Source organism: Bradyrhizobium sp. 149 (assembly GCF_023073915.1).
Classification (GTDB): Bacteria; Pseudomonadota; Alphaproteobacteria; order Rhizobiales; family Xanthobacteraceae; genus Bradyrhizobium.
The window spans coordinates 410,812-433,393 of the sequence record NZ_JADPKK010000013.1 but is presented as its reverse complement, the minus strand read 5'-3'; the positions used below and the strand labels follow the sequence as shown (position 1 = coordinate 433,393).

18 protein-coding genes and 1 pseudogene are annotated in these 22,582 nt (G+C 64.0%); 10 read left to right on the top strand and 9 right to left on the bottom strand.

The features are described 5' to 3' along the window. Nucleotides 1–121: 121 nt before the first annotated feature. A complete protein-coding gene (gene yghU, locus IVA88_RS07410) occupies nt 122–997 on the top strand; it encodes a glutathione-dependent disulfide-bond oxidoreductase (protein WP_247496625.1) in 876 nt (291 codons plus the stop codon). Between the two features lie 55 nt (nt 998–1,052). Here yghU and IVA88_RS07405 read toward each other — a convergent pair whose 3' ends face one another. The 3 genes from IVA88_RS07405 to IVA88_RS07395 form a co-directional block, all read right to left on the bottom strand. Beyond that, nucleotides 1,053–2,330, bottom strand: coding sequence for an acyl-CoA dehydrogenase family protein (locus IVA88_RS07405; RefSeq protein ID WP_247496624.1), 1,278 nt, complete (start codon nt 2,328–2,330; stop codon nt 1,053–1,055). A gap of 267 nt (nt 2,331–2,597) precedes the next feature. Beyond that, nucleotides 2,598–2,978, bottom strand: coding sequence for a VOC family protein (locus IVA88_RS07400; RefSeq protein WP_247496623.1), 381 nt, complete (start codon nt 2,976–2,978; stop codon nt 2,598–2,600). Nucleotides 2,979–3,017: 39 nt separating this feature from the next. Continuing rightward, the gene (locus tag IVA88_RS07395) at nt 3,018–3,797 is read right to left on the bottom strand and encodes an SDR family oxidoreductase (RefSeq protein ID WP_247496622.1); all 780 of its coding nucleotides are present in this window, start codon (nt 3,795–3,797) and stop codon (nt 3,018–3,020) included. 179 nt (nt 3,798–3,976) lie between these two features. Here IVA88_RS07395 and IVA88_RS07390 point away from each other — a divergent pair, with 179 nt between their 5' ends. Genes IVA88_RS07390 through IVA88_RS07380 form a run of 3 tightly spaced genes read left to right on the top strand, consistent with a single transcriptional unit; the run spans nt 3,977 to nt 6,128 of the window. After that, the gene (locus tag IVA88_RS07390; RefSeq protein WP_247496621.1) at nt 3,977–4,765 is read left to right on the top strand and encodes an enoyl-CoA hydratase/isomerase; all 789 of its coding nucleotides are present in this window, start codon (nt 3,977–3,979) and stop codon (nt 4,763–4,765) included. Beyond that, nucleotides 4,762–5,748 (top strand): phosphotransferase family protein, encoded by a 987-nt coding sequence (locus tag IVA88_RS07385; protein ID WP_247496620.1) that lies wholly within the window; start codon nt 4,762–4,764, stop codon nt 5,746–5,748. Before IVA88_RS07390 ends, IVA88_RS07385 begins: the two co-directional genes overlap by 4 nt. Before the next feature lie 2 nt (nt 5,749–5,750). After that, the gene (locus IVA88_RS07380; protein ID WP_247496619.1) at nt 5,751–6,128 is read left to right on the top strand and encodes a DUF6285 domain-containing protein; all 378 of its coding nucleotides are present in this window, start codon (nt 5,751–5,753) and stop codon (nt 6,126–6,128) included. A gap of 111 nt (nt 6,129–6,239) precedes the next feature. On the opposite strand, the gene IVA88_RS07375 is transcribed toward IVA88_RS07380, so the two are convergent. Beyond that, nucleotides 6,240–7,019 (bottom strand): enoyl-CoA hydratase-related protein, encoded by a 780-nt coding sequence (locus IVA88_RS07375; protein WP_247496618.1) that lies wholly within the window; start codon nt 7,017–7,019, stop codon nt 6,240–6,242. 202 nt (nt 7,020–7,221) lie between these two features. On the opposite strand from IVA88_RS07375, the gene IVA88_RS07370 reads away from it, so the two are divergent. Continuing rightward, nucleotides 7,222–8,496, top strand: a complete 1,275-nt coding sequence (locus IVA88_RS07370) for an acyl-CoA dehydrogenase family protein (protein WP_247496617.1) — start codon at nt 7,222–7,224, stop codon at nt 8,494–8,496. 152 nt (nt 8,497–8,648) lie between these two features. On the opposite strand, the gene IVA88_RS07365 is transcribed toward IVA88_RS07370, so the two are convergent. Further along, nucleotides 8,649–10,226: a fatty acid--CoA ligase gene (locus IVA88_RS07365; RefSeq protein WP_247496616.1), complete on the bottom strand. Its 1,578-nt coding sequence runs from the start codon at nt 10,224–10,226 to the stop codon at nt 8,649–8,651. Nucleotides 10,227–10,381: 155 nt separating this feature from the next. Beyond that, nucleotides 10,382–11,254, bottom strand: coding sequence for an SDR family oxidoreductase (locus IVA88_RS07360; protein WP_247496615.1), 873 nt, complete (start codon nt 11,252–11,254; stop codon nt 10,382–10,384). A gap of 116 nt (nt 11,255–11,370) precedes the next feature. On the opposite strand from IVA88_RS07360, the gene IVA88_RS07355 reads away from it, so the two are divergent. The 5 genes and pseudogenes from IVA88_RS07355 to ppc all read left to right on the top strand — a co-directional run bounded on the left by IVA88_RS07355 (nt 11,371) and on the right by ppc (nt 19,125). Further along, entirely contained in the window at nt 11,371–12,180 is an 810-nt protein-coding gene (locus IVA88_RS07355) for a crotonase/enoyl-CoA hydratase family protein (protein ID WP_247496614.1), read from the top strand. 131 nt (nt 12,181–12,311) lie between these two features. Beyond that, nucleotides 12,312–13,857: pseudogene (locus tag IVA88_RS07350) on the top strand (acyl-CoA synthetase). Nucleotides 13,858–13,983: 126 nt separating this feature from the next. Then, nucleotides 13,984–15,081, top strand: a complete 1,098-nt coding sequence (locus IVA88_RS07345; protein ID WP_247496613.1) for a rhomboid family intramembrane serine protease — start codon at nt 13,984–13,986, stop codon at nt 15,079–15,081. Nucleotides 15,082–15,203: 122 nt separating this feature from the next. Continuing rightward, nucleotides 15,204–15,608, top strand: a complete 405-nt coding sequence (locus IVA88_RS07340; RefSeq protein WP_247496612.1) for a YccF domain-containing protein — start codon at nt 15,204–15,206, stop codon at nt 15,606–15,608. A 706-nt stretch (nt 15,609–16,314) separates the two neighbouring features. Further along, nucleotides 16,315–19,125: a phosphoenolpyruvate carboxylase gene (gene ppc, locus IVA88_RS07335; protein ID WP_247496611.1), complete on the top strand. Its 2,811-nt coding sequence runs from the start codon at nt 16,315–16,317 to the stop codon at nt 19,123–19,125. Nucleotides 19,126–19,243: 118 nt separating this feature from the next. Here the strand turns inward: ppc and IVA88_RS07330 are convergent, their stop codons facing one another. The 3 genes from IVA88_RS07330 to IVA88_RS07320 all read right to left on the bottom strand — a co-directional run bounded on the left by IVA88_RS07330 (nt 19,244) and on the right by IVA88_RS07320 (nt 22,581). Further along, entirely contained in the window at nt 19,244–20,407 is a 1,164-nt protein-coding gene (locus tag IVA88_RS07330; RefSeq protein WP_247496610.1) for an SMP-30/gluconolactonase/LRE family protein, read from the bottom strand. A gap of 114 nt (nt 20,408–20,521) precedes the next feature. Continuing rightward, nucleotides 20,522–21,436 (bottom strand): SDR family oxidoreductase, encoded by a 915-nt coding sequence (locus tag IVA88_RS07325; protein ID WP_247496609.1) that lies wholly within the window; start codon nt 21,434–21,436, stop codon nt 20,522–20,524. A gap of 5 nt (nt 21,437–21,441) precedes the next feature. Beyond that, nucleotides 21,442–22,581 (bottom strand): thiolase, encoded by a 1,140-nt coding sequence (locus IVA88_RS07320; protein ID WP_247496608.1) that lies wholly within the window; start codon nt 22,579–22,581, stop codon nt 21,442–21,444. Between the last annotated feature and the right edge of the window lies 1 nt (nt 22,582).

The window sequence follows — 22,582 nt, the reverse complement described above, 5'->3', positions numbered from 1 at the left end:
TGACGGGCTGGTCGCATGACGCCGGCCTGAGGCCCGCGCCTCGCGCAGATCGGGCAGGGCTTGTCATTGACCGATTGCAGGCTAATTAATGCAGACGCATCTTTCCGCCGGAGCCAATTGCATGACCGACACCCCCGCCTACGTGCCGCCGAAAGTCTGGACCTGGAACAAGGAGAACGGCGGGCAGTTCGCCAGCATCAACCGGCCGATCGCCGGTCCCACCCACGACAAGGAGCTGCCGGTCGGCCGCCATCCCTTCCAGCTCTATTCGCTGGCGACGCCGAACGGCGTCAAGGTCACCGTGATGCTGGAGGAGCTTCTGGCGCTCGGCCACAAGGGCGCGGAATACGACGCATGGCTGATCAGAATCGGCAATGGCGACCAGTTCGGCAGCGGCTTTGTCGACATCAATCCGAATTCCAAAATCCCGGCGCTGATGGATCGCTCCGGCCCGGAGCCGATCCGGGTGTTCGAGTCCGGTTCGATTCTGTTCTATCTTGCGGAAAAGTTCGGCGCCTTCCTGCCGAAGGACATCAAGAGCCGCACCGAGGCGATGTCGTGGCTGTTCTGGCAGATGGGCAGCGCGCCCTACCTCGGCGGTGGCTTCGGCCACTTCTACGCCTACGCGCCCACCAAGATCGAATATGCCATCGACCGCTTCGCGATGGAGACCAAGCGCCAGCTCGACGTGCTCGACCGCCGGCTCGCCGACAACGAATATCTCGCCGGCAGCGAATACACCATTGCTGATATGGCGGTGTGGCCATGGTACGGCGCGCTCGCCAAGGGGCTGGTCTACGGCGCGGGCGAATTCCTGTCCGTGCAGGACTACAAGCACGTGCAGCGCTGGACCGACCAGATCGCGAAGCGCCCGGCCGTCAAGCGCGGCCGCATGGTCAACCGCGTCTCCGGCGATCCCGCCAGCCAGCTCCACGAGCGGCATGATGCCAGCGATTTCGAGACCAAGACGCAGGACAAGATCGCGCCCGCGACGTAGGGCGGTACTTCTTTTCCCTCTCCCGTAAGAACGGGGAGAGGGAAAGGAGAGGCTCTTACGCCATGCTCAGCTCGTGGCGTCCCACCACCATCCAGTGCACTTCGTCCGGACCGTCGGCGAAGCGCAGATGGCGGACGTCCTGGTACATTTCGGCGAGCGGGGTCCAGTGCGAGATGCCGGTGGCGCCGTGCATCTGGATCGACTGGTCGATGATCTTGCAGGCGCGCTCCGGCACCATGGCCTTGACCATGGAGACCCAGACGCGGGCCTCCTTGTTGCCGAGCACGTCCATGGCCTTGGCGGCCTTTAGCACCATCAGCCGCATCGCCTCGATCTCGCAGCGCGCCTGCGCGATGATCTGCATATTACCGCCGAGATGGGCGATCTTCTTGCCGAAGGCTTCGCGGGTGAGGCCACGCTGCACCATCAGGTCGAGCGCTTTCTCGGCCTTGCCGATGGTGCGCATGCAGTGATGGATGCGGCCCGGGCCGAGCCGGAGCTGCGAGATCTCGAAGCCGCGGCCCTCGCCGAGCAGGATGTTCTCCTTGGGCACGCGCACGTTGTTGAAGCGCATGTGCATGTGGCCGCGCGGCGCGTGGTCCTGGCCGAACACATACATGGGCCCGAGCACCTCGACGCCGGGCGTGTCGCGCGGCACCAGGATCTGTGACTGCTGCTTGCTCGGCGCCGCATCCGGATTGGTCTTCACCATCACGATGAGGATCTTGCAGCGGGGATCGCCGACGCCGGAGATGTAGTACTTCTCGCCGTTGATGACCCATTCGTCGCCGACGAGCTTCGCGCTCGTCGAGATGTTCTTGGCGTCGGAGGAGGCGACGTTCGGCTCGGTCATGACATAGGCCGAACGGATCTCGCCGTTCATCAGCGGCTTCAGCCACTTCTCCTTCTGCTCCTTGGTGCCGACGCGCTCCAGCACCTCCATGTTGCCGGTGTCCGGCGCCGAGCAGTTCATGCTCTCCGAGGCCAGCGGGCTCTTGCCGAGCTCGGATGCGATATAGGCGTAGTCGAGATTCTTCAGGCCCTGGCCGGTCTCGTCGTCGGGCAGGAAGAAGTTCCAGAGACCTTCCTGCTTGGCCTTGTTCTTGGCCTTCTCAAGCACCTCGAGCTGCTTCGGCGTAAAGCTCCAGCGGTCTTGCTTGCCTTCGCCTGCCTTGGCGAACTCGATCGACATCGGCTCGACGGTTTCGCGGATGAACTTCCTGACGTGATCATAGAGCGGCCGGACCTGGTCCGACATCCTGAGGTCGTTGAGCTCGTCGCCGGGATTGAGGGTGTAGTTGGTGGTGCGCGGAATATAGGTGTGTTTTGTCATTGTTCCTCCCGGGGGCGCTGAGATCGTGTTGGCCGAGAGAATAGTCGCAGCGAGGACAAAGCGCGAGCGCGCATTTTTCACGCGGGCCATGCCATGCGATGGAATATCGCCAGGGCGTTTGAAATGTTGTTTGAATGGAGACAGCATTCTCGCTGTCTTCGCCCGACTCGATCGGGCGATCCAGTACTCCGAGGCGTCTGCAGTCGATCGAGAAGCCGCGGCGTACTGGATCCCTGCCGTCGCGGGGAATGACGGCGGTACGTGTCGCTAGCTGGCCATCCGATGCATCGCGCAAATCTTGTTGCCGTCGAGGTCACGCAGATACGCAATATAGAGGTTGACGCCCGGGCCTTGGCGGACTCCGGGCGGATTCTCAATCGGCGTTCCGCCGGCGGCGACGCCGGCCGCGTGCCACTTGTCGACCTGTTCAGGCGAGTTGGCGGCAAAGCCGATGGTGCCGCCATTTGCGCACGTCGCCGCCTCGCCATTGATCGGTTTCGTGACCGAGAACACGCCGGTCTTGGTGATGTAGAAGATCCGGTGGCCGTCGACCCTGGCCGCCCGCACCTCAAGCGTGCCGAGCAGGCTGTCGTAGAACGCCTTGGCTTTGTCGAGGTCGTTGGTGCCGATCATGATATGTGAGAACATTTGCCCTTCCGCCCTGTTGAATTATGTAGCCCGGATGATTCAAAACGCCGTATAGCCGCCGTCGATCACGAACGTATCCGCCGTGTGATACGACGATGCCTTGCTCATCAGATACACCGCGATGCCGCCGAAATCGCTGGCCTCTCCGAAGCGCCGCACCGGAATGCGCGGCATCACGTTGGCGACGAACTTGTCATTGGCCATCAGCCCTGAGGTCATGTCGCTCTTGATCCAGCCGGGCAGGATCGCATTCGCGGTGACGCCGTGGCGCGCCAGCTCGACGCCGAGCGCGCGCACCAGCGCGTTGATCGCGGCCTTGGTCGCGGCATAGTGCTCGTTGCGTGCGGTGCCGAAGATCGAGGCGAGGCTCGAAGTCGCAACCAGCCGGCCGAAGGGATCGCCGGCCTCGGCGCGCGCGGTCATGTGTTTTGCGGCAGCCTGAAACGCGTGGAATACGCCGTCGAGATTGGTCGCAAACATCGTGCGCCATTCCTCTTCGGTGCGTTCGATGAAGGAGCGCCGGCCGCCGCCGCCGATGCCGGCATTGGCGAAGCAGCCGTCGACCCGGCCGAAAATGTCTAGCGTGGCCTTCATCGCGGCGTTGACCGAAGCCGGGTCGGTGACGTCGCAGACCCGCGCGTCGACCTTGCCTGATAGCCCCGCCAGGCTCGCGGCAGCAGCCTTGTTCTTGTCAGCATTGCGACCCCAGATCGAGACGTTGCAGCCCTGGCCGGCGAGCGCCTGAGCGATCCCGAGTCCAATGCCGCCATTGCCGCCGGTGATCACGGCCACGCGGCCGGTGAGATCGAAAGGGTTCATGGCGCGTTTCCTGTTTTTGGCAAGTCTGCTCGGTATGCGGCGCATCAGCCGCTGCGCGCAAGATTGCTTGCTATGCTCTGATCACCATGGACAAGACCGCGCCAAAAATCAAATATGCGCCCCGGCAAAAGCAATTCCGGTCTGCGAAACTGACCCAGGCCGCAACTCACGAGGAAACCATGCAGTTCAAACACGTCACGCTCGATCTCGATGGTTCGGTCGCGATCCTCAAGCTCGACCATCAGGAGGTGATGAACGCGGTTTCCGTGGACATGCTGGGCGGCCTCGCGGAAGCGCTCGACGCGATCGAGGAGAAGAAGGACGAGGTGCGCTGCGTCGTGCTGACGGGCGCGGGGCGGGCGTTCTGCACCGGCGCGAATCTCCAGGGCCGCAACAACCAGTCGAAGAAGACCAAGGCCGGCCTGACGCTCGAGACCGGGTTTCACCCGTTCCTGCGCCGCATCCGCAATCTGCATTGCCCGATCGTGACCGCGGTCAATGGACCCGCGGCCGGCGCCGGCATGAGCTTCGCGCTGCTCGGCGACATGATTTTGTGCGCGCGGTCCTCTTACTTCCTTCAAGCGTTCCGTCGCATCGGTCTCGTGCCGGATTGCGGCTCGACCTGGCTCTTGCCGCGGCTGATCGGCAAGGCCCGCTCGATCGAATTGTCGCTGATGGGCGAGCGGCTGCCGGCCGAGAAGGCGCTGGAATGGGGCCTCGTCAACCGCGTCTATGATGACGGCGTGCTGATGGATGAAGCGATGAAGCTCGCGCATGATCTTGCGAACGGCCCGACGGTCGCGCTGGCGCTGATCCGCAAGCTCTACTGGGACAGCCCGGAAAATTCCTTCGAGGATCAGCTCAATCTCGAATTCCAGTGCCAGCTCCGCGCCGGCGACACCCAGGACTTTCGTGAAGGCGTCGGGGCGTTCCTGGAGAAGCGCCCGGCGCAGTTCAAAGGCAAATGATCGAGGCCGAGCTCTCCCGCAGCGTTCGGCGCTGGTGCCCTGGTGCGACCGGTGTCGCCGGCGTGGCAAGGCTGTCCGGCGGCGCCAGTCAGGAAACCTGGCGCTTCGACATCGTGCATCCCGATGGGCCGATCGGCGCGATCCTGCGCCGCTCGCCGAAGGGCTATGGCGCGGCGCCGACGCGCGCGGCGGGTCTCACCGCTGAAGCGCAGCTGATGCAGCTCGCCTATGAGGCCGGCGTCCCGTCGCCGCGCGTGATGCATGTGCTGGTGCCGGCGGATGATCTCGGCACCGGCTTTGTCATGCAGCGGGTCGAGGGCGAGACCATTGCGCGCAAGATTCTTCGCGACGACGAGTTCGCGGCGGCGCGGCCGCAGCTCGCACGGCAGATCGGCGGCGTGCTCGCGAAGCTGCACAGGCTACCAGGCGACAAATTGCCCGAGCTGCGCAGCCGGTCCGCGACCCAGGAGATCAGCGAGTTCGATCGCGATTATCGCAGCCTGGACTGGCCAAAGCCGGTGTTCGAGCTGGCGCTGCGCTGGCTGCGCGACCACGATCCCGGTCCGTCCGCCGAGATGACGCTGGTGCATGGCGATTTCCGCAACGGCAATCTCATCATCGGTGCCGACGGGGTGCGCGCGGTGCTCGACTGGGAGCTCGCTCATCTCGGCGACCCCATGGAGGATCTCGGCTGGGTCTGCGTCAACTCCTGGCGCTTTGGCGAGATCGACAAGCCCGTCGGCGGATTTGGCTCGCGTGAGGAACTGTTCGCCGGCTATGAGGCCGCTGGGCGCAAGGTTGACCCATCACGTGTAAAATTCTGGGAAGTGATGGGCACGCTGCGCTGGGGCATCATGTGCGGCGGCATGATGCAGCGATTTCGCGAAGGCCCGGACCATTCGATGGAGCGCGCCATGATCGGCCGCCGCGCCTCCGAGACCGAAATCGATCTATTGCGGCTGCTGGCGCCGCGCGGGAGTTGACCATGCAGGACGAACCGACTCCGATCGAGCTGACCAAATCGGTCGCCGATTTCCTCCGCAACGATATCGCGCCGTTGATCTCCGGCCACGAGGCCTTCAAGCTGCGCGTCGCCATCAACATCCTCGAGCTCGTCACACGGCAGCTGACGCGGGAGGAGGGGAGCGATGCTGCGGAAGTGGAGCGGCTGCGCGGGTTGCTCGGCGTCGACGGCTCGGTGGCCGATCTCAACCGCGCGCTCGCCGAGCGCATCGCCAAGGGCGAGGTCGATCTCGCAACGCCCGGCCTCGCCGAGCACCTCTGGCAGACGACGATGGACAAGCTCGCCGTGGATCAGCCGAATTACGCGTCGTACAAGCGGGAGCTGGGGCGAGACAGGTAGGCGGCCCTCCATCCTCCGTCATTGCGAGGAGCCCTTGCGATGAAGCAATCCAGACTGCCTGCGGAGGCAGTCTGGATCGCTTCGCTGCGCTCGCAATGACGAGGGGGGAGTTTACTTCCCCACCCATTTCGGCGGCCGCTTCTCCGCAAACGCCTTCGGGCCCTCGATGTAGTCCTGCGAGGCCACCATCGCTTTCACCGCCGGATACTCCCGCTGCTCTTCGATCGCCTGCTCCAGTGAAACGCCGAGGCCCTTCTGGATCGCCTGCTTCGAGGCGCGGATCGACATCGGTGAATTCTTAGTGATCGTCTCGGCCCAACGCAGCGCGGCGTTGAGCGCCTCGCCCTGCGGCACCACCTCGTTGACGAAGCCGAGCTCGAGACCTTCCTTGGCGCTGACATGGCGCGCGGTGAGGATCATGCCCATGGCGCGCTTCAGCCCGATCTGCCGCGGCAGCCGGTGCAGGCCGCCGGCGAGTGCGGCCAGCCCAACGCGCGGCTCGGGTAGCGCGAAGGTCGCGTTCTCCGAAGCAATGATGAGGTCGCAGGCGAGCGCGATCTCGAAACCGCCACCCATGGCGACGCCGTTGACCGCGGCGATGATCGGCTTGTCGCAGTCGAAGCGCGCGGTGAGGCCGGCAAAGCCGCCCTTGTCCCAGCCGCGCTTGCCGCCGGCCGCCTGCCATTTCAGATCATTGCCGGCGCAGAACGCCTTGTCGCCGCTGCCGGTGATGATCGCGATCCACTGCTCGGGATCGACGGAGAAATCGTCGAACACCTTGTTGAGCTCGAAATGCGCGTCGGTGTGCAGCGCGTTGTAGACCTCGGTCCGCGACAGCGTGACGATCGTGATCGGCCCCTTGCGTTCCAGCTTTGAGAACTTCAGCTCCATGGTCGCTCCGCATTTTCTCGTGAAGGAATATTGCGGCTATATTAGCGCGCGGACGCGTTTCAGCACCATCGAATTGCGCGGGCGCGCCTTGCGCCTCCCACACGTCTCGCATTGCTTGACTTGCGCGAGCTGTTCTCACCTTAATCGCGAGAAGCAAAAGCGCGCATAGCGCCTTAACGCAAAATCGATTCGGGAGAGAACCGTGGATTTCTCACTGCCTGCCGATCTTGTCGCCTATCTCGCAGAGCTCGACCGTTTCATCGAACGCGAGATCAAGCCGCTGGAGGAGGCCGACGACAACATCCGCTTCTTCGACCACCGCCGCGAATGGGCGCGCACCGATTTTGAGAATGGCGGCCTGCCGCGCCATGAATGGGAAGCGCTGCTGCGCAAGGCCAAGGATCTCGCAGACGCTGCCGGTCATCTGCGTTTTCCGGTGCCGAAGCAATATGGCGGCAAGGATGGCTCCAACCTCTGGATGGCCGTGATCCGCGAGCACTTTGCCGCCAAGGGGCTCGGCCTGCACAACGACCTCCAGAACGAGCATTCCATCGTCGGCAACTTCCCCGTCGCCACCATGCTCGATCGCTACGGCCGCGAGGACCAGAAGGCGATGATCGACGGCTCGATCAAGGGTAAGTACCGCATCACCTTCGGTCTCACCGAGCCAAACCACGGCTCGGACGCCACCCACATGGAAACGCGCGCGGTGCCCGCGACCCGCGACAACGTCAAGGGCTGGATCATCAACGGCGAGAAGATGTGGACCACCGGCATGCATGTCGCCACCCACTGTGCGCTGTTCGCGCGCACTGGCGGCAATGACGGCGATGCGCGCGGCATCACCTGCTTCCTGGTGCCGGCCAAGAGCCATGGCGTGAAGATCGAGGAGTACATGTGGACCTTCAACATGCCGACCGATCATCCCCGCGTCAGCTTCACCGACGTGTTCGTGCCCGAGGACGCGCTGTTCGGCGAGGTCGGGCGCGGCCTGTCGCTGGCGCAGTGCTTCGTGCACCAGAACCGCATCCGTCAGGCGGCGAGCTCGCTCGGCGCGGCTGCTTACTGCATCAACGAGAGCGTCAAATATGCGCGCGAGCGAAAACCGTTCGGCAAGGCGCTGGCCGAAAACCAGGCGATCCAGTTCCCGCTGGTCGAGCTTGCGACGCAGGCCGAGATGCTGCGCCTGTTGATCCGCAAGACCGCCTGGGAGATGGACAAGCTCACCGAGGAGCAGATCGAGCGCACGCTCTCCGACCGCGTCTCGATGTGCAACTACTGGGCAAACCGGCTCTGCTGCGAATCCGCCGACCGCGCCATGCAGGTCCACGGCGGCATGGGCTATTCACGCCACAAGCCGTTCGAGCATATCTACCGCCATCACCGCCGCTACCGGATCACCGAAGGCAGCGAGGAGATCCAGATCCGGAAAGTGGCGGGGTTCTTGTTCGGGTACATGGGGCCGGGGAAGCATTAGCCGTTGCGCGATCTCTTTCCACGAGTCGTCCCGGCGAAGGCCGGGACCCATAACCCCAGGGAGGAGCGAGGGACGAGATGGTCACCACGAGTCTTCGCAAAACCCAATCCTGTGGCTATGGGTCCCGGCCTTCGCCGGGACGACAGTGAAAATCAATTCACCCGCCGGTCGTTCCCCGCCCAGTACGGCTCCCGCAACTGCCGCCGCAAAATCTTGCCGCTCGGGTTGCGCGGCAGGGCCGGCAAAAACTCCACGCTCTTCGGCGTCTTGAACCCGGCGATGCGCTCGCGGGTGAAGTTGATGATGTCGGTGGCGGTCGCCTCTTTGCCCGGCTTCATCACCACGATGGCCTTCACCGCCTCGCCCCATTTGTCGTCGGGTATGCCGATCACGGCAGCTTCCGCGACGTCAGGATGATCGCACAGTGCGCTCTCGACCTCGGCCGGGTAGATGTTCTCGCCGCCGGAGATGATCATGTCCTTGATGCGGTCGTGGATGTAGAGATAGCCGTCTTCGTCCATGTAGCCGGCGTCACCGGTGCGCAGCCAGCCGTCGCTGCGCAGCGTCGCGGCGGTCGCTTCAGGCAAATTCCAGTAGCCTGCCATGTTGGAGCCCGAGCGCGTCGCGATCTCGCCGACCTCGCGCGGCGGCAGCGGCTTGCCGTCGACATCGAGGATGGCGATCTCGACGCCGGGGAGCGCCTTGCCAGCCGAGCGCATCCGCTCCAGCCCCTCGATGTGATCCTCCGGCGGCAGCGCGACGATGGTGCCGGTGGTCTCCGTCATGCCGTACATCTGCACGAAGCCGCATTTGAAGATCTCGATGCATTCCTTCAGCAGCGCCGCCGGTATCGGCGAGGCGCCATAGAGCATGTATTTCAGCCGCGAGAAATCGAGCGTCTTGGCGCGCGGCTGCCGCACCACGAACTGCATCGCCGCGGGCACCATGAAAAGCTTTGTGATGCCCGACTGTTCGAAGAAATCCAGCACCTTGGTGGCATCGAACTCGCGCGCGATCACGCCGCGGGCGCCGTGATAAAGCCCCATCACGCCCCACCCGGAGCCGCCGATGTGGAAGATCGGCATCGCGACCAGCGACACGTCGTCGGTCGACCACCGGTTCCACTCCGGCTTGTCCTCGGCGTTGCCTGTTTGCACCAGGTTGAGGAAGTTGGCATGCGACAGCATCGCGCCCTTCGGCTTGCCTGTCGTACCCGACGTATAGAGCTGGATCGCGATGTCTCGGGTGTCGATCGGCACCTTGGGGTCGTCGCCGCTCTCTGCATCGCGCCAGGCCGCAAAGTCAGGCCATTCCGGTGCGCTGCCCTCGGTGGTGATGACGCTACGCACGCCCGGCAATTGGTCTTTGATCTGGCTGACCTGCGCGATGAACTCGGGCCCGACGAACAGCACGGGCGCTTTGCAGTCGCTGACGATGAAGGCGACCTCGGGGCCCGCAAGCCGCCAATTCACCGGTGCCATCACCACGCCGGACTTCATGGCGCCCATCAGCAGCTCGAAATAGATGTCGCTGTTCTTGCCGAGATAGGCGATGCGCTCGCCCTTGTTCACACCCATCGCGATCAGTGCATTGGCCACCCGACTGGTCTTGACGTCGAACTCGGCAAAGCTCGTGACGCGGCCTTCGAACTCAAAGGCAATGGCGTTGCCGCGGCTCGTCGCGCGCTCGCGCACCATGTCGGCGAGATTCGCCAATGGCGGTGTGGTCATGTTTCTCCCGCAGGCGTTTGTTTTTCTAGCGCGGAGTGTGGCGTCATCCGCGGGCGATGACAAGATGGGACGAGGGGAGTGCGCGCGCACCGCTCTCGCTGCGTCGTCGTCCCGGCCTTTGCCGGGACGACGCGCCAGTGTGGAGCGACGAGAAATCACCCCCGCTGCGCCCGATCCTTCTCGTTCTGCGCCTTGATACTGTCCCGCGCATTGGCCCAATCGTCGTCGCTCCAGTCGCGGAGCTGGTAGAAATTGCCGCCCATCGCCAGCGCCTGGGCGCCGTCCATGGCGATGGTCTCGCCGCTGATCCAGTCGCAGCCGCCGGAAATCAGGAAGACCGCGACGTTCTGCAATTCCTCCATGGTGCCGACGCGGCCCATCGGGTTCATCGCCTTGGTGCGCGCGCCGGCTTCGTCGCCCGGCTTGATGCGCTTGCTCATGCCCTCGGTCGGGATCTCGCCCGGCGCGATCGTGTTGAGCCGGATGCCGTAGCGGCCCCATTCGGTCGCGAGCGACATCGTCATGGCGTGGATCGCGGACTTGCTCATCGCCGACGGCACCACGTAAGGCGAGCCGTTGCGTACCCAGGTCGTGGTGATCGAGACGACGTTGCCGGGCTGCTTCAAGGCGATCCAGCGTTTGCCGACAGCATGCGTCACGTAAAACGTGCCGTGCATGACGATGTTGGCGACTGCGTCGAAGCCGCGCGGCGAGAGGTCCTCGCTGCGCGAGATGAAATTGCCGGCGGCGTTGTTGATGAGATCGGTGAGGGGAGCATCGCGAAAGATGTTTTCGACCATCTCCTCGACCGCGAGCGCGTTGCGGATGTCGACGCCGTGGCTGGTGACGCGGCCGCCATACTGATCCATCAGCTCGGTCGCGGTCTCGTCGCAGACGATCTTGCGCCGGCCGCAGATGTGCACCTCGGCGCCGAGCTGGAGGAAGCGCGCCGCCATCGACTTGCCGAGCCCGGTGCCGCCGCCGGTCACGAGGATGCGCCGTCCCGTCAGAAGATTTTCCTTGAACATGGCTGTTTCCCCTGTCGCGATTGTCGGTTAATTGATCGATTGACTAAATCCGGCCGCCGTCGTCCTGTATAGCGGCACCGAACAAGAACAGCCAGGAACCAGGGGAGAATTCATCCATGGAAGAGCGCGTCTCGATCTCGATCTCGGAAGGTGTGGCCGATGTTCGCCTGGTGCGCGCGGACAAGATGAATGCGCTGGATCTGGCCATGTTCGAGGCCCTTGTGGCCGCAACCGACCGGCTTTCGAAGGAGAAGGGCGTGCGCGCCGTCGTGCTGTCCGGCGAGGGCCGCGCCTTCTGCGCCGGTCTCGACATGGGGCGTTTTGCCGCCATGAAGGAGAAGGGCGGCAACGGAATTCCGGGTGGCGAAAATCGCGATCTCACCAAGCGCACGCATGGCCAGGCGAATTTTGCGCAACAGGCGGTGTGGGGCTGGCGTCAGCTTCCGGTCCCGGTGATCGCCGCGATCCAGGGCGTTGCCTTCGGCGGCGGCTTCCAGCTCGCGTTGGGTGCCGACATGCGCTTTCTCACCCCCGACGCACGGATGTCGGTGATGGAGATCAAATGGGGTCTGGTGCCCGACATGGCGGGCACGCCGATCCTGGCCTCGCTGGTGCGCGACGACATCTTGCGCGATCTCACCTACACCGGCCGTATCTTCTCCGCGCAGGAGGCGATGGCTTACGGTCTCGCCACGCGCATCTGCGACGACCCGCGCACTGCCGCGCTTGAAGTCGCGCGCGAGATCGCCGGCAAGAGCCCCGATGCGGTCCGCGCCGCAAAGCGCCTGCTCAACAATCTCTCGGTTGATCCCGGCCCCGCGCTGCTCGCTGAATCGGTCGAACAGCAGAAGCTGATCGGCAGCGCGAACCAGACCGAGGCCGTGCGCGCCAATCTGGAGAAGCGCGCACCGAAGTTTGCGGACTGACGTTCTCCGTCATGGCCGGGCCTGTCCCGGCCATCCACGTTCTTAGCCTAAGGCGACGAAGCAAGAACGTGGATCACCGGGACAAGCCCGGTGATGACGACTAACTGACATCTGACAACAAAGAAAAACAAATGAGCGAAACCTCCCAATTTCTGGGCATTGTCTCCGGCGAGCGCCGCCGCTCCCATGCCGACGTCGCCGGCCGCGCCGACCGCATCGCGAATGGCCTCAGCAAGCTCGGCGTCAGGCAGGGCGATTGTGTCTGCATGCTGATGCGCAACGACATCGCTTTCCTCGAGGCAGCCTATGCGGCGATGCGGCTCGGCGCCTATGGCGTGCCGATCAACTGGCACTTCAAGCCGGAGGAGATCGACTACATCCTGAAGGACACCGGCACGTCCGTGCTGATCGGCCATGCCGACATGTTGCACGGTCTGCGCAATGCGATCCCCCGCGGCGTCACCGTGCTCAGCGTGCCGACGCCCCCCGAGATCCTGTCCAACTACAAGATCGATCCCGATCATCTGAAGACGCCGGACTTCGCGATCGATTTCGAATCCTGGCTCGCGCAGCACCAGCCCTATGACGGCCCGGTCGTGCCGCAGCCCATGAACATGATCTACACTTCGGGGACGACAGGCCATCCCAAGGGCGTGCGGCGCAATGCGCCGACGCCGGAACAGGCGGCAGCCGGCGAGCGCATGCGCGCGATGATCTACGGGCTGAAGCCAGGTGCTCGCGTGATCCTGCCGGGCCCGCTCTATCACTCCGCGCCGAACTCGTTCGGCATCCGCGCCGGCAAGCTCGGGGGCGCGCTGGTGCTGATGCCGCGCTTCGAGCCCGAAGAACTTCTCGGGCTGATCGAGCGCTACAAGATCGACACCATCTTCATGGTGCCGACCATGTTCATCCGCCTGATGAAGCTGCCGGAGAACGTGCGCAAGCAATACGACGTCTCCTCGCTGCGCCATATCATCCATGCCGCCGCGCCCTGTCCGGCGGACGTCAAGCGCGCCATGATCGAGTGGTGGGGGCCGGTGATCTACGAATTCTACGGCTCGACCGAATCCAGCGCCGTCACCTTCGCGACCTCCGAGGACGCACTGAGGAAGCCCGGCACGGTCGGTAAAATTTCGCCCGGCGCCGAGCTGCGCTTCATCGGCGAACGACGGTCGCGTGCTGGGCGTGGGCGAGATCGGCGAGATCTATTCCCGCATGCCGGAGATGGCCGATTTCACCTACCACAACAAGCCGGACAAGCGCGCCGAGATCGACCGCGACGGCTTCATCACCTCGGGCGATGTCGGCTATATCGACGAAGAGGGCTACGTCTTCATCTGCGACCGCAAGCGCGACATGGTGATCTCGGGCGGCGTCAACATCTACCCGGCGGAGATCGAATCGGTGCTGCACGCGGTGCCCGGCGTGCACGATTGCGCCGTGTTCGGCATCCCCGATTCCGAGTTCGGCGAAGCGCTGATGGCGGTGGTCGAGCCGCAGGCGGGCATCACGCTCGACGCCGGCGATATTCGTACGCGGCTGAAGGCGTCACTCGCCGACTACAAAGTCCCAAAGCACATCGAGATCCGCACCGGGCTGCCGCGCGAAGATTCCGGAAAGATCTTCAAGCGCCGCCTGCGCGATCCCTATTGGGAGCAGGCCGGGCGGAAGATCTGACCCAACGCAAAACCAGCGGGCTTGGGCGCGCGCCTGGATACGAGAACCTGTCCCGCACGCAGGAGTAGCAAGTTCTGCGCGGCTCGGCTAGGTTGTGGTGCTTGCCACATTCGTTTGCGATGACTCATGGCCATCTACCGCACCAGCCCCGGCTTCTTCGAAGCCCCACACGCAGCACTCTACGCCGTGATGACGGCGACCGTCCTGGCCTCGGGCCTCTGCCTCACGCAATCGGGCGGCGGCTCGTCGGCGCCCGCCGAACTGCTGTATCGCTACGGCGGGATGTATTCAGGTGCATTGCCGCGGCATGAGTATTGGCGACTGTTCGCCTATGGCTTCCTTCACGTCAATTTCGTCCACCTCACGACCAACATGCTGTGTCTGGTTCTGTGGGGCGGGCATCTCGAGAGGCGGGTCGGGCCGGCCTATTTTCTGATCATCTATTTCTGCGCGATGGCGTTCGGCGCCATCGTTGGCAATGCCATTCATGCGAGCCCTTACCTGACGGTCGGTGCGTCCGGCGCCACTTCGGGCATCCTGGGGGCGCTGCTCTGCCTGTCGATTCTGGGCAAGCTCAATCTGCGGTTCGACTTCTTTGCCATCAATATCGGACTGAACGTGACTTTCGCGATCAGCAATTCCCGCATCGACTGGGGTGTGCACCTCGGCGGCTTTGCGGCCGGCTTGATTGCCTGCGCGCTGCTCGACCTCGTCGAGAAGGCGAACGCGTATGCGCTTCGCTGCAGGTTTCCGGAAGCCGTGAAAGTCAACCTTGCTCTGCTTTTCTGCGCAGCCGGTCTCTTGGTTTTGACAGGTCAGGCACGGGGCCAAGTCCTGGGAGTCTCGGGATGGGGCGCGGCGATCATGTTTGCGGTGGCATGCGCTGCGATCGTCAAGCTGGTCGATGTCGGGCTCTCGATGAAGAAGGGGCTCGCGATCGTCGTCACGACACTGGCCGGCGCGAACGCAGTCGGCGTATTGCTGGGCGGGTGGGCCGTCGCGTCGTCGGAATGCATGGCGCGCTGGCCGAGCGGGCTCCCGCTGGTCGATAATCTTCTTGGGGCATTCTGTTCGAGCCCCGTCATCGTGACCGCCTTGACGTCGATTGGCGCTTTCGCACTCACGCTCTGGATTTGCTCAACCGAGATCCACCGCGGGATCGAAGATGTCGGATTCGTCGGCGCATCACTTCGCGCCGAACGGCGTCGCCGCCAGGGACTCTGATCTGCACGGAACGACTGGCCAATCCAACGGCCGATCCCGGCAGGGCTTGCGGGCATCGGCACTGTCTTCGCAGCGACAGCTTTCGAGCTTATATAGGACCAATCTTGAATCCGGATCGTCCCATGGCTCCCGTTTCCATCCTGCTCAACCTGCTCTGGATTCTCATCGGCGGCGCCTGGATGGCGCTCGGCTGGCTGGTCGCCGCGGTCATCATGGCGCTCACCATCATCGGCCTGCCCTGGGCGCGGGCGGCGTTCAACATCGCCGTCTACACGCTGCTGCCGTTCGGCTCGCGAGCGGTCAATCGCTATGAGGTCACCGGTGTCGAGGATATCGGCACCGGCCCGCTCGGGGTGATCGGTAACATCATCTGGTTCGTGCTGGCCGGCTGGTGGCTGGCGCTCGGCCATCTCGTGACGGCCCTGGTGCTGGCCGTGACCATCATCGGCATCCCGTTCGCCTGGGCCCATCTCAAGCTCGCGGGCATCGCGCTCTGGCCGATCGGTAAGGTGATCGTACCGGCTTAGGGGATTTGCGGGGCATGCCAGCTGATGACGCTGAGCTGACGCTCAGAACGTGTTGGCAGCCGCTAAAGACGTCGCCGTCTCAGCAATCGTCGCGTCAGCTGCCCGCCAAATACCAGACTGCTAAGAAGCGCAACAGCGAAGACGTGAGGTGGGCTGAAATAAAAGTGAACCATGAAAGATTTGACACTAAGCTCGTCGCTTAGAAGCGAGCCGCCTACGACGTAGATGAACGCGCGGACGGCAAAAGCGTGTGGTCCTGACGCCCGGGGTCTGTGCGTCAAGGCTTGCGGTGGTGTGAGCTGCCCGACCGGGTGCGCGCATCTGAGATCCGCAAGGCGACGGGGACAATAATGCATCGCTCCGCGGGGAGAGCGCGCCATAAGCCGTAAAACCATTGCGCAGGGAAGGCCGGGATGTCCCGGCGTCACCTGTGGTCACCCCGCGTGCGTTTTTCGCGTGCGGACCCTGGGTGCCAGCCGGCGCCCGGCCTTCCCTGCGCCCTTTCTTCTCGATGAGGGCGAAACGGACGGCAAAGCTCGGGCGCCTGCGCCGCGAGACCGCGGATATGCGCCCGCCCGTCAGCGCGGCGCACGGATGATCGGCGATGTTGCCGCGCCGCCCCCAAGTTCATCTTGCGCTGCGGCAAAAAACTTGCACACTCGTTAGGCCGGGGAGCCATAGGCTGCTCTAGAAGAGGAGCGAACCGATGTCCCTCCAGACCGTATCATCCGACACCGAAGACCAGCGCCCCAACCGCCCCGAGGACGTCCAGGCGCTGGAGGCAGATGCGCGGCTGCGGGACGACATCCGCCTGCTCGGGCGAATCCTCGGCGATACGGTGCGCGACCAGGAAGGCGCCGAATTGTTCGACCTGGTCGAGCGCATCCGGCAGACCTCGATCCGATTCCACCGCGATGAGGACCGGCTCGCCCGCCGCGAGCTCGAGCAGATCCTCGACAGCATGTCGACCTCGGAGACAGTGCGGATCGTCCGCGCCTTCAGCTATTTCTCCCACCTCGCCAACATCGCCGAGGACCAGAACAACATCCGCCAGATGCGGGCCCGCAGCGCCGCCAAGGAAGCCGGAACCCGTGGCGGCTCCGGGGAGCTGGCGGAGACGCTGGCCAAGGCGCGGGCCGCGGGGATCGGCTCCGAGGCCTTGCGCAGCTTCTTCAAGACCGCGCTTGTTAGTCCGGTGCTGACCGCGCATCCGACCGAGGTGCGTCGCAAGAGCACCATGGATCGTGAGATGGAGATCGCAGCCCTGCTCGACCGCCGCGAGCGGGTTGTGCTGACGGAGGACGAGATTGCGGCGAGCGACGAGCAGCTTCGCCGCGAGGTGCTGACGCTGTGGCAGACCAACCTGCTGCGCCGGACCAAGCTGACCGTGCTCGACGAGGTCGCCAACGGCCTGTCATTTTATGACTACACGTTCCTGCGCGAGGTGCCACGGCTGATCAACGCGCTGGAGGACCGGCTGGAGGAGGGCGGCGAGCAGGCGGCCGGCGAGCTCGCCTCGTTCCTGCGGATGGGCAGCTGGATCGGCGGCGACCGCGACGGCAACCCCTTCGTCACCGCCGACGTGATGCGCGGCACGCTGCGGCTGCAGTCGAGCCGGGTGATGCAGTTTTATCTCAACGAGCTGCACGTGCTCGGCTCCGAGCTGTCGATCGCGGCGCATCTCGCCGACGTCTCCGAGGAGTTGCGCACCCTGGCGGAGCGCTCGCCCGATACCTCGCCGCACCGGAGCGGCGAGCCTTATCGCCTCGCGGTCTCCGGCATCTATGCGCGCCTCACCGCCACGGCCGAGATGCTCCAGGTCGAGATCACACGCCGTCCCGTCGGCAAGGGAAAGCCTTACGCCAGCGTCAGCGAGCTGCAGGCCGATCTCGACGTGCTGCACCGCTCGCTGATCTCCAACAATGCCCGCGTCATCGCCCGGGGCCGGCTGCGGCTGCTGCGGCGCGCGGTCGATTGCTTCGGCTTCCATCTGGCCCGGCTCGACATCCGCCAGAATTCGGCGGTGCACGAGCGCACCATCGCCGAGCTGATGGACGCCGCCAACCCCGGCATGTCCTATCTCGCGCTCGGCGAGGACGCGCGTATTTCGCTGCTCACCAACGAATTGCGCAGCACGCGCTCGCTGGTGTCGCCCTTCGTCAAGTACAGCGACGAGACCATGGGCGAGCTCAACGTCTTCCATGCTGCCGCGGAGGCGCATGCGAAGTTCGGCTCGGACGCCATTCCCCAATGCATCATCTCGATGTGCAAGGGCATGTCGGACATGCTCGAGGTTGCGGTACTCTTGAAGGAGGTCGGCCTCGTCCATCCCTCCGGGCGCAGCGCCATCAACATCGTGCCGCTGTTCGAGACCATCGAGGATTTGCAGGCTTCCAGCGCCATCATGGACCGGATGCTGTCGCTGCACGATTACCGCCGCCTCGTCGACAGCCGCGGCAGCGTGCAAGAGGTCATGCTCGGCTATTCCGACTCGAACAAGGATGGCGGTTTCGTTACTTCTGGCTGGGAGCTCTACAAGGCCGAGATCGGCCTCGTCGAGGTGTTCGAGCGACATCACGTGCGGCTGCGCCTGTTCCACGGCCGCGGCGGTTCGGTCGGCCGCGGTGGCGGACCGAGCTATGACGCGATCATCGCCCAGCCCGGCGGTGCGGTGAACGGCCAGATCCGCATCACCGAACAGGGTGAGATCATCTCGTCGAAATATTCCAATGGCGAAGTCGGCCGCAACAATCTCGAGATCCTTGCGGCCGCGACGCTGGAAGCGAGCCTGTTGCATCCGCGCCAGAGCGCGCCGCGCCGCGAATATCTGACCGCGATGGACGAGCTTTCAAATCTCGCCTTCAAGGCCTATCGGGGCCTCGTCTACGAGACCGAAGGCTTCGTCGATTATTTCTGGGCCTCGACGGTCATCAACGAGATCGCGACGCTGAACATCGGCAGCCGCCCGGCCTCGCGCAAGAAAACCCGGGCGATCGAGGATTTGCGGGCGATCCCCTGGGTGTTCTCGTGGGCGCAATGCCGCCTGATGCTGCCCGGCTGGTACGGCTTCGGCAGCGCGGTCGAGCAGTGGATCGCGGAGCATCCCGACAAGGGCATGCCGTTCCTGAAAGAACTCTACAAGGAATGGCCGTTCTTCCGCATGCTGCTGTCGAACATGGACATGGTGCTCGCCAAAAGCTCGATCGCGATCGCCTCGCGCTATGCCGAACTCGTGCCGGACGAGGCGCTCCGCGAAAAAATCTTCGGCCGCATCCGCCGCGAATGGCATTCCTGCATCGAGACGCTGCTGGACATCATGGGCCAGGACCGTCTGCTTCAGGGCAACCCGCTGCTGGAACGCTCGGTGCGCCACCGCTTCCCCTATCTCGATCCGCTCAATCACGTGCAGGTCGAGCTGCTGAGAGAGCATCGCGCGCAGAACCCGGACGAGCAGGTGCTGCGCGGGATTCAGCTCACCATCAACGGGATTTCGGCGGGGTTGAGGAATACGGGTTGAGGCGAGGCGGCTGCCACACCCTCAGTCGTCGTGCCCGGGCTTGTCCCGGGCACCCACGTTCTTCGCACGTGGCAATACGTGGATGGCCGGGACAAGCCCGGCCACGACGCAGCAGCTATCACGGCTTCATCGCGCCCTGCACACTCGTGTAGACGGCATAGAGCGATGTCGAGCCACAAATATAAAGCCTGTTTCGCTGCTGACCGCCGAAGCACAAGTTAGCGACTGTTTCCGGAATATGAATCTTGCCCAGCAAGTCGCCCGAGGGCGTATAACAGCGCACACCGTCTTCGTTGGGATCGCCCCAGCCCACCGAACACCAGACCCGTCCTTCGGTGTCACAGCGGACGCCGTCGGTAATGCTCGGTTTTGGCATCTCTGCAAAGACCTTGCTGTTCGACACCTTCCCCGCGGCCACGTCGAGGTCGAACACGCGGATGTGCGATGGATTGTCTGGTCCGTCCGTGAATCCCGTTTCGCAGATGTAGATCTTCTTCTCGTCCGGCGAGAGGGTGATCCCGTTCGGCTCCACAAAATCGTCGACGACGACCTTGACATCTCCGGATTTCGGATCAACTCGGTAGACGTTCTTCTTCTCCTGCTCGGGCTCGGCTTTGATCCCCTCGTAGAAGCCGCCGATGCCGTAGGCGGGGTCGGTGAACCAGATCGCGCCATCGGCGGTGACGACCGCATCGTTCGGCGAGTTCAGTCGCTTGCCATTGAATTTGTCGGCGATGATGGTGATCGAGCCGTCGAGTTCAGTTCGCGTCACGCGCCGACCACTATGCTCGCACGTGATCAGGCGTCCTTCGCGATCGATCGTGTTGCCGTTCGAGTTCATAGAGGGCTGGCGATAGACACTGACGTGACCGTCGTCCTCGGAGAAGCGCATGATGCGATTGTTCGGAATGTCGCTGAACAGCAGGTATCGTCCGGCCGCGAAATACACGGGTCCCTCGGCCCAGCGGAAGCCGGTTGCGACGCGCTCGACGGCCATGGTGCCGGCGAAGGCGGGAAAACCGGAGGGCCCGAATGATGGCGGCCCCTTCTTGGCGGATTCCAGGTGGGCGTCGGGATAGCGGCTGCCCGGCAGTGGCCCCAAGGGTAATGGCGCGGTCGATCTTGTCGGTGCACCCGTCTGGCCCAAGGGCGTTACGGACGCTGCCAGGGCTGCGTTCATGGTTACGCCCGTCGCCGCGATTGCCGCCGCGCCCTTGAGCAGGGTGCGGCGCGCGAGAAAAGGCTCATTGACTTCAGTGGAGATGGTCAGTGGGTTTGTCATAGTCGCCTCCCATTTTTTTGTTGGGAGAAAACTATCCGACCGCAATCAGGCGTAAAACGGGCGATCCCGGGCCGGACAACCCGAGATCGCAATGCAGCAATAGCTGGAATTCGCTTATACGGGATCCCAGGGGAAGATGTCGGCGGAGCGGTCGAGCTTGTAGAACGAGCCCTTCAGCGCTGGCATGCCGTGTTCGGCGATCGACTGCGGCGTCCAGCCTTCGCTCCGATGCACCGAGCGCAGCGGGCGGTTCTGGCTGAACAGGAACAGCTCGTTCATGCGCGCGCCAAAAATCTGTCCGGAGACATCCTTGGCCGCATCGGACAGCAGATAGGCGCAGATCGGCGCAATCTTCTCCGGTCCCATCTGCTTGATCTTCTCGACGCGCGCCTTCTCCGCTTCGGTCTCGGTCGGGATGGTGCCGATCATGCGGGTCCAGGCGAACGGCGAGACGCAGTTGGAACGGACGTTGAAGCGGCCCATGTCGAGCGCGATCGACTTCGAGAGGCCGACGATTCCGAGCTTGGCGGCGGCGTAGTTGGCTTGTCCAAAGTTGCCGATCAGGCCAGAGGTCGAGGTGAAATGCACGAAGGAGCCGGACTCCTGCTCGCGGAAGATCCGCGCCGCGGCGTGGCTGACGTAGAACGAGCCCATCAGATGCACCTTGATGACGGCCTCGAACGCTTCCACACTCATCTTGTGGAAGATCATGTCGCGCAAGATGCCGGCATTGTTGACGACGCCGTCGAGCCGGCCGAAATGATCGGTCGCGGTCTTGACGATCTTGCTGGCGGGGATCGCCTCCGCCACCGACTCGAAATTGGCGACCGCGGTGCCGCCGCGCTTCTTGATCTCCTCGACCACCTCCTCGGCGGGCGTAGCGCTCGTGCCGGCGCCGTCGGCGGCGACGCCGGGATCGTTGACGACGACCTTGGCGCCTTCCGCCGCGCAAAGCAGCGCGATCTCCCGCCCGATGCCGCGGCCTGCGCCGGTGACGATGATGACCTTGTCTTGCAGTGATTTTGTCATGTGGATTACCTCTCGTTCGTAAACACGATCGTGCCCGACGCGGCGAACATGCCGCCGACGCCGTGGCACACTGAAATCTTCGCGTTGGCGACCTGTGCCGGCGCGATGCCGCGCATCTGCCGCACGCTCTCCTGGAGCGCGTACATGCCGTACATGCCCGAATGCATGTAGCTCAATCCGCCGCCATTGGTGTTGAGCGGCAGCTTGCCGCCCGGACGCGTGTTGCCGTCGGCGATGAACTTGCCGGTCTCCTCGTGCGGCATGAAGCCGAGATCGCCGAGGCCGAACAGCGGCAGATGCGCAAACGCGTCGTAGATCATCAGATGATCGACGTCCTTGTGCGCGATGCCCGCTTCCTTGAAGGCCAGGGGACCGGCGGTCTTGAACGCGCGCGAGGAATTAAAAGTCTCCATCTGGCTGACCATCGGCGTCGCCACGCTCTCGCCGGTCCCCATGATGTAGACCGGCTTGCGGGGAAAATCCTTGGCGCGGTCCGCCGAGGTCAGGATCAGCGCGCCGCCGCCGTCGGTGACCAGGCAGCATTGCAGCAGCCGAAACGGATAGGCGATCATGCGCGAGTTGAGGACGTCTGCGACCGTGATCGGATCCTTCATCATCGCGCGCGGATTCTTCGCCGCCCATTCCCGCTGCACCACCGCAACCGAGGCGAGCTGCTCGTGCGTGATGCCGTAGGTCTTCATGAAGCGCAGCACGGGAATCGGGAACATGCTGGGAGGGCCGTAGACGCCGAACGGCGCCTCGAACTGGCCCTGCAGGCTGTCGGCGGGAATCGAGCGCGGCGCCTTGCCGATCATCGACTTGCCGCTCTCGGCATGGGTGATCAGCACGGTCTTGCACAGGCCGGCCTCGATCGCCGCCGCGGCATGACGGACGTGCAGCATGAAGGAGCAGCCGCCGACCGAGGTGCCGTCCACCCAGGTCGGCTTGATGCCGAGATAGTGGCAGACCTGCTGCGGCGTTTCGACCGCGGTGGCGAAGCCGTCGATGTCCGACAGCTTCAGTCCGGCATCGGCAATGGCATTGAGCGCCGCATCCGCATGAAGCTGGAGCTGCGAGGCATTTGGGATGATACCGAGCTCGGTGGTCTCGGCCGCGCCGACGACGGCAACCTGGTTGCTGCGCATG

Excerpts from the sequence above, each read along its gene's own strand:
- IVA88_RS07395 (WP_247496622.1), bottom strand. The coding sequence starts at position 3,797 with ATGAACCCTTTCGATCTCACCGGCCGCGTGGCCGTGATCACCGGCGGC.
- ppc (WP_247496611.1), top strand. The coding sequence starts at position 16,315 with ATGTCCCTCCAGACCGTATCATCCGACACCGAAGACCAGCGCCCCAAC.
- IVA88_RS07320 (WP_247496608.1), bottom strand. The coding sequence starts at position 22,581 with ATGCGCAGCAACCAGGTTGCCGTCGTCGGCGCGGCCGAGACCACCGAG.
- IVA88_RS07400 (WP_247496623.1), bottom strand. The coding sequence starts at position 2,978 with ATGTTCTCACATATCATGATCGGCACCAACGACCTCGACAAAGCCAAG.
- IVA88_RS07380 (WP_247496619.1), top strand. The coding sequence starts at position 5,751 with ATGCAGGACGAACCGACTCCGATCGAGCTGACCAAATCGGTCGCCGAT.
- IVA88_RS07345 (WP_247496613.1), top strand. The coding sequence starts at position 13,984 with ATGGCCATCTACCGCACCAGCCCCGGCTTCTTCGAAGCCCCACACGCA.
- IVA88_RS07390 (WP_247496621.1), top strand. The coding sequence starts at position 3,977 with ATGCAGTTCAAACACGTCACGCTCGATCTCGATGGTTCGGTCGCGATC.
- IVA88_RS07360 (WP_247496615.1), bottom strand. The coding sequence starts at position 11,254 with ATGTTCAAGGAAAATCTTCTGACGGGACGGCGCATCCTCGTGACCGGC.
- IVA88_RS07355 (WP_247496614.1), top strand. The coding sequence starts at position 11,371 with ATGGAAGAGCGCGTCTCGATCTCGATCTCGGAAGGTGTGGCCGATGTT.
- IVA88_RS07375 (WP_247496618.1), bottom strand. The coding sequence starts at position 7,019 with ATGGAGCTGAAGTTCTCAAAGCTGGAACGCAAGGGGCCGATCACGATC.
- IVA88_RS07365 (WP_247496616.1), bottom strand. The coding sequence starts at position 10,226 with ATGACCACACCGCCATTGGCGAATCTCGCCGACATGGTGCGCGAGCGC.
- IVA88_RS07385 (WP_247496620.1), top strand. The coding sequence starts at position 4,762 with ATGATCGAGGCCGAGCTCTCCCGCAGCGTTCGGCGCTGGTGCCCTGGT.
- yghU (WP_247496625.1), top strand. The coding sequence starts at position 122 with ATGACCGACACCCCCGCCTACGTGCCGCCGAAAGTCTGGACCTGGAAC.
- IVA88_RS07340 (WP_247496612.1), top strand. The coding sequence starts at position 15,204 with ATGGCTCCCGTTTCCATCCTGCTCAACCTGCTCTGGATTCTCATCGGC.
- IVA88_RS07405 (WP_247496624.1), bottom strand. The coding sequence starts at position 2,330 with ATGACAAAACACACCTATATTCCGCGCACCACCAACTACACCCTCAAT.
- IVA88_RS07325 (WP_247496609.1), bottom strand. The coding sequence starts at position 21,436 with ATGACAAAATCACTGCAAGACAAGGTCATCATCGTCACCGGCGCAGGC.
- IVA88_RS07330 (WP_247496610.1), bottom strand. The coding sequence starts at position 20,407 with ATGACAAACCCACTGACCATCTCCACTGAAGTCAATGAGCCTTTTCTC.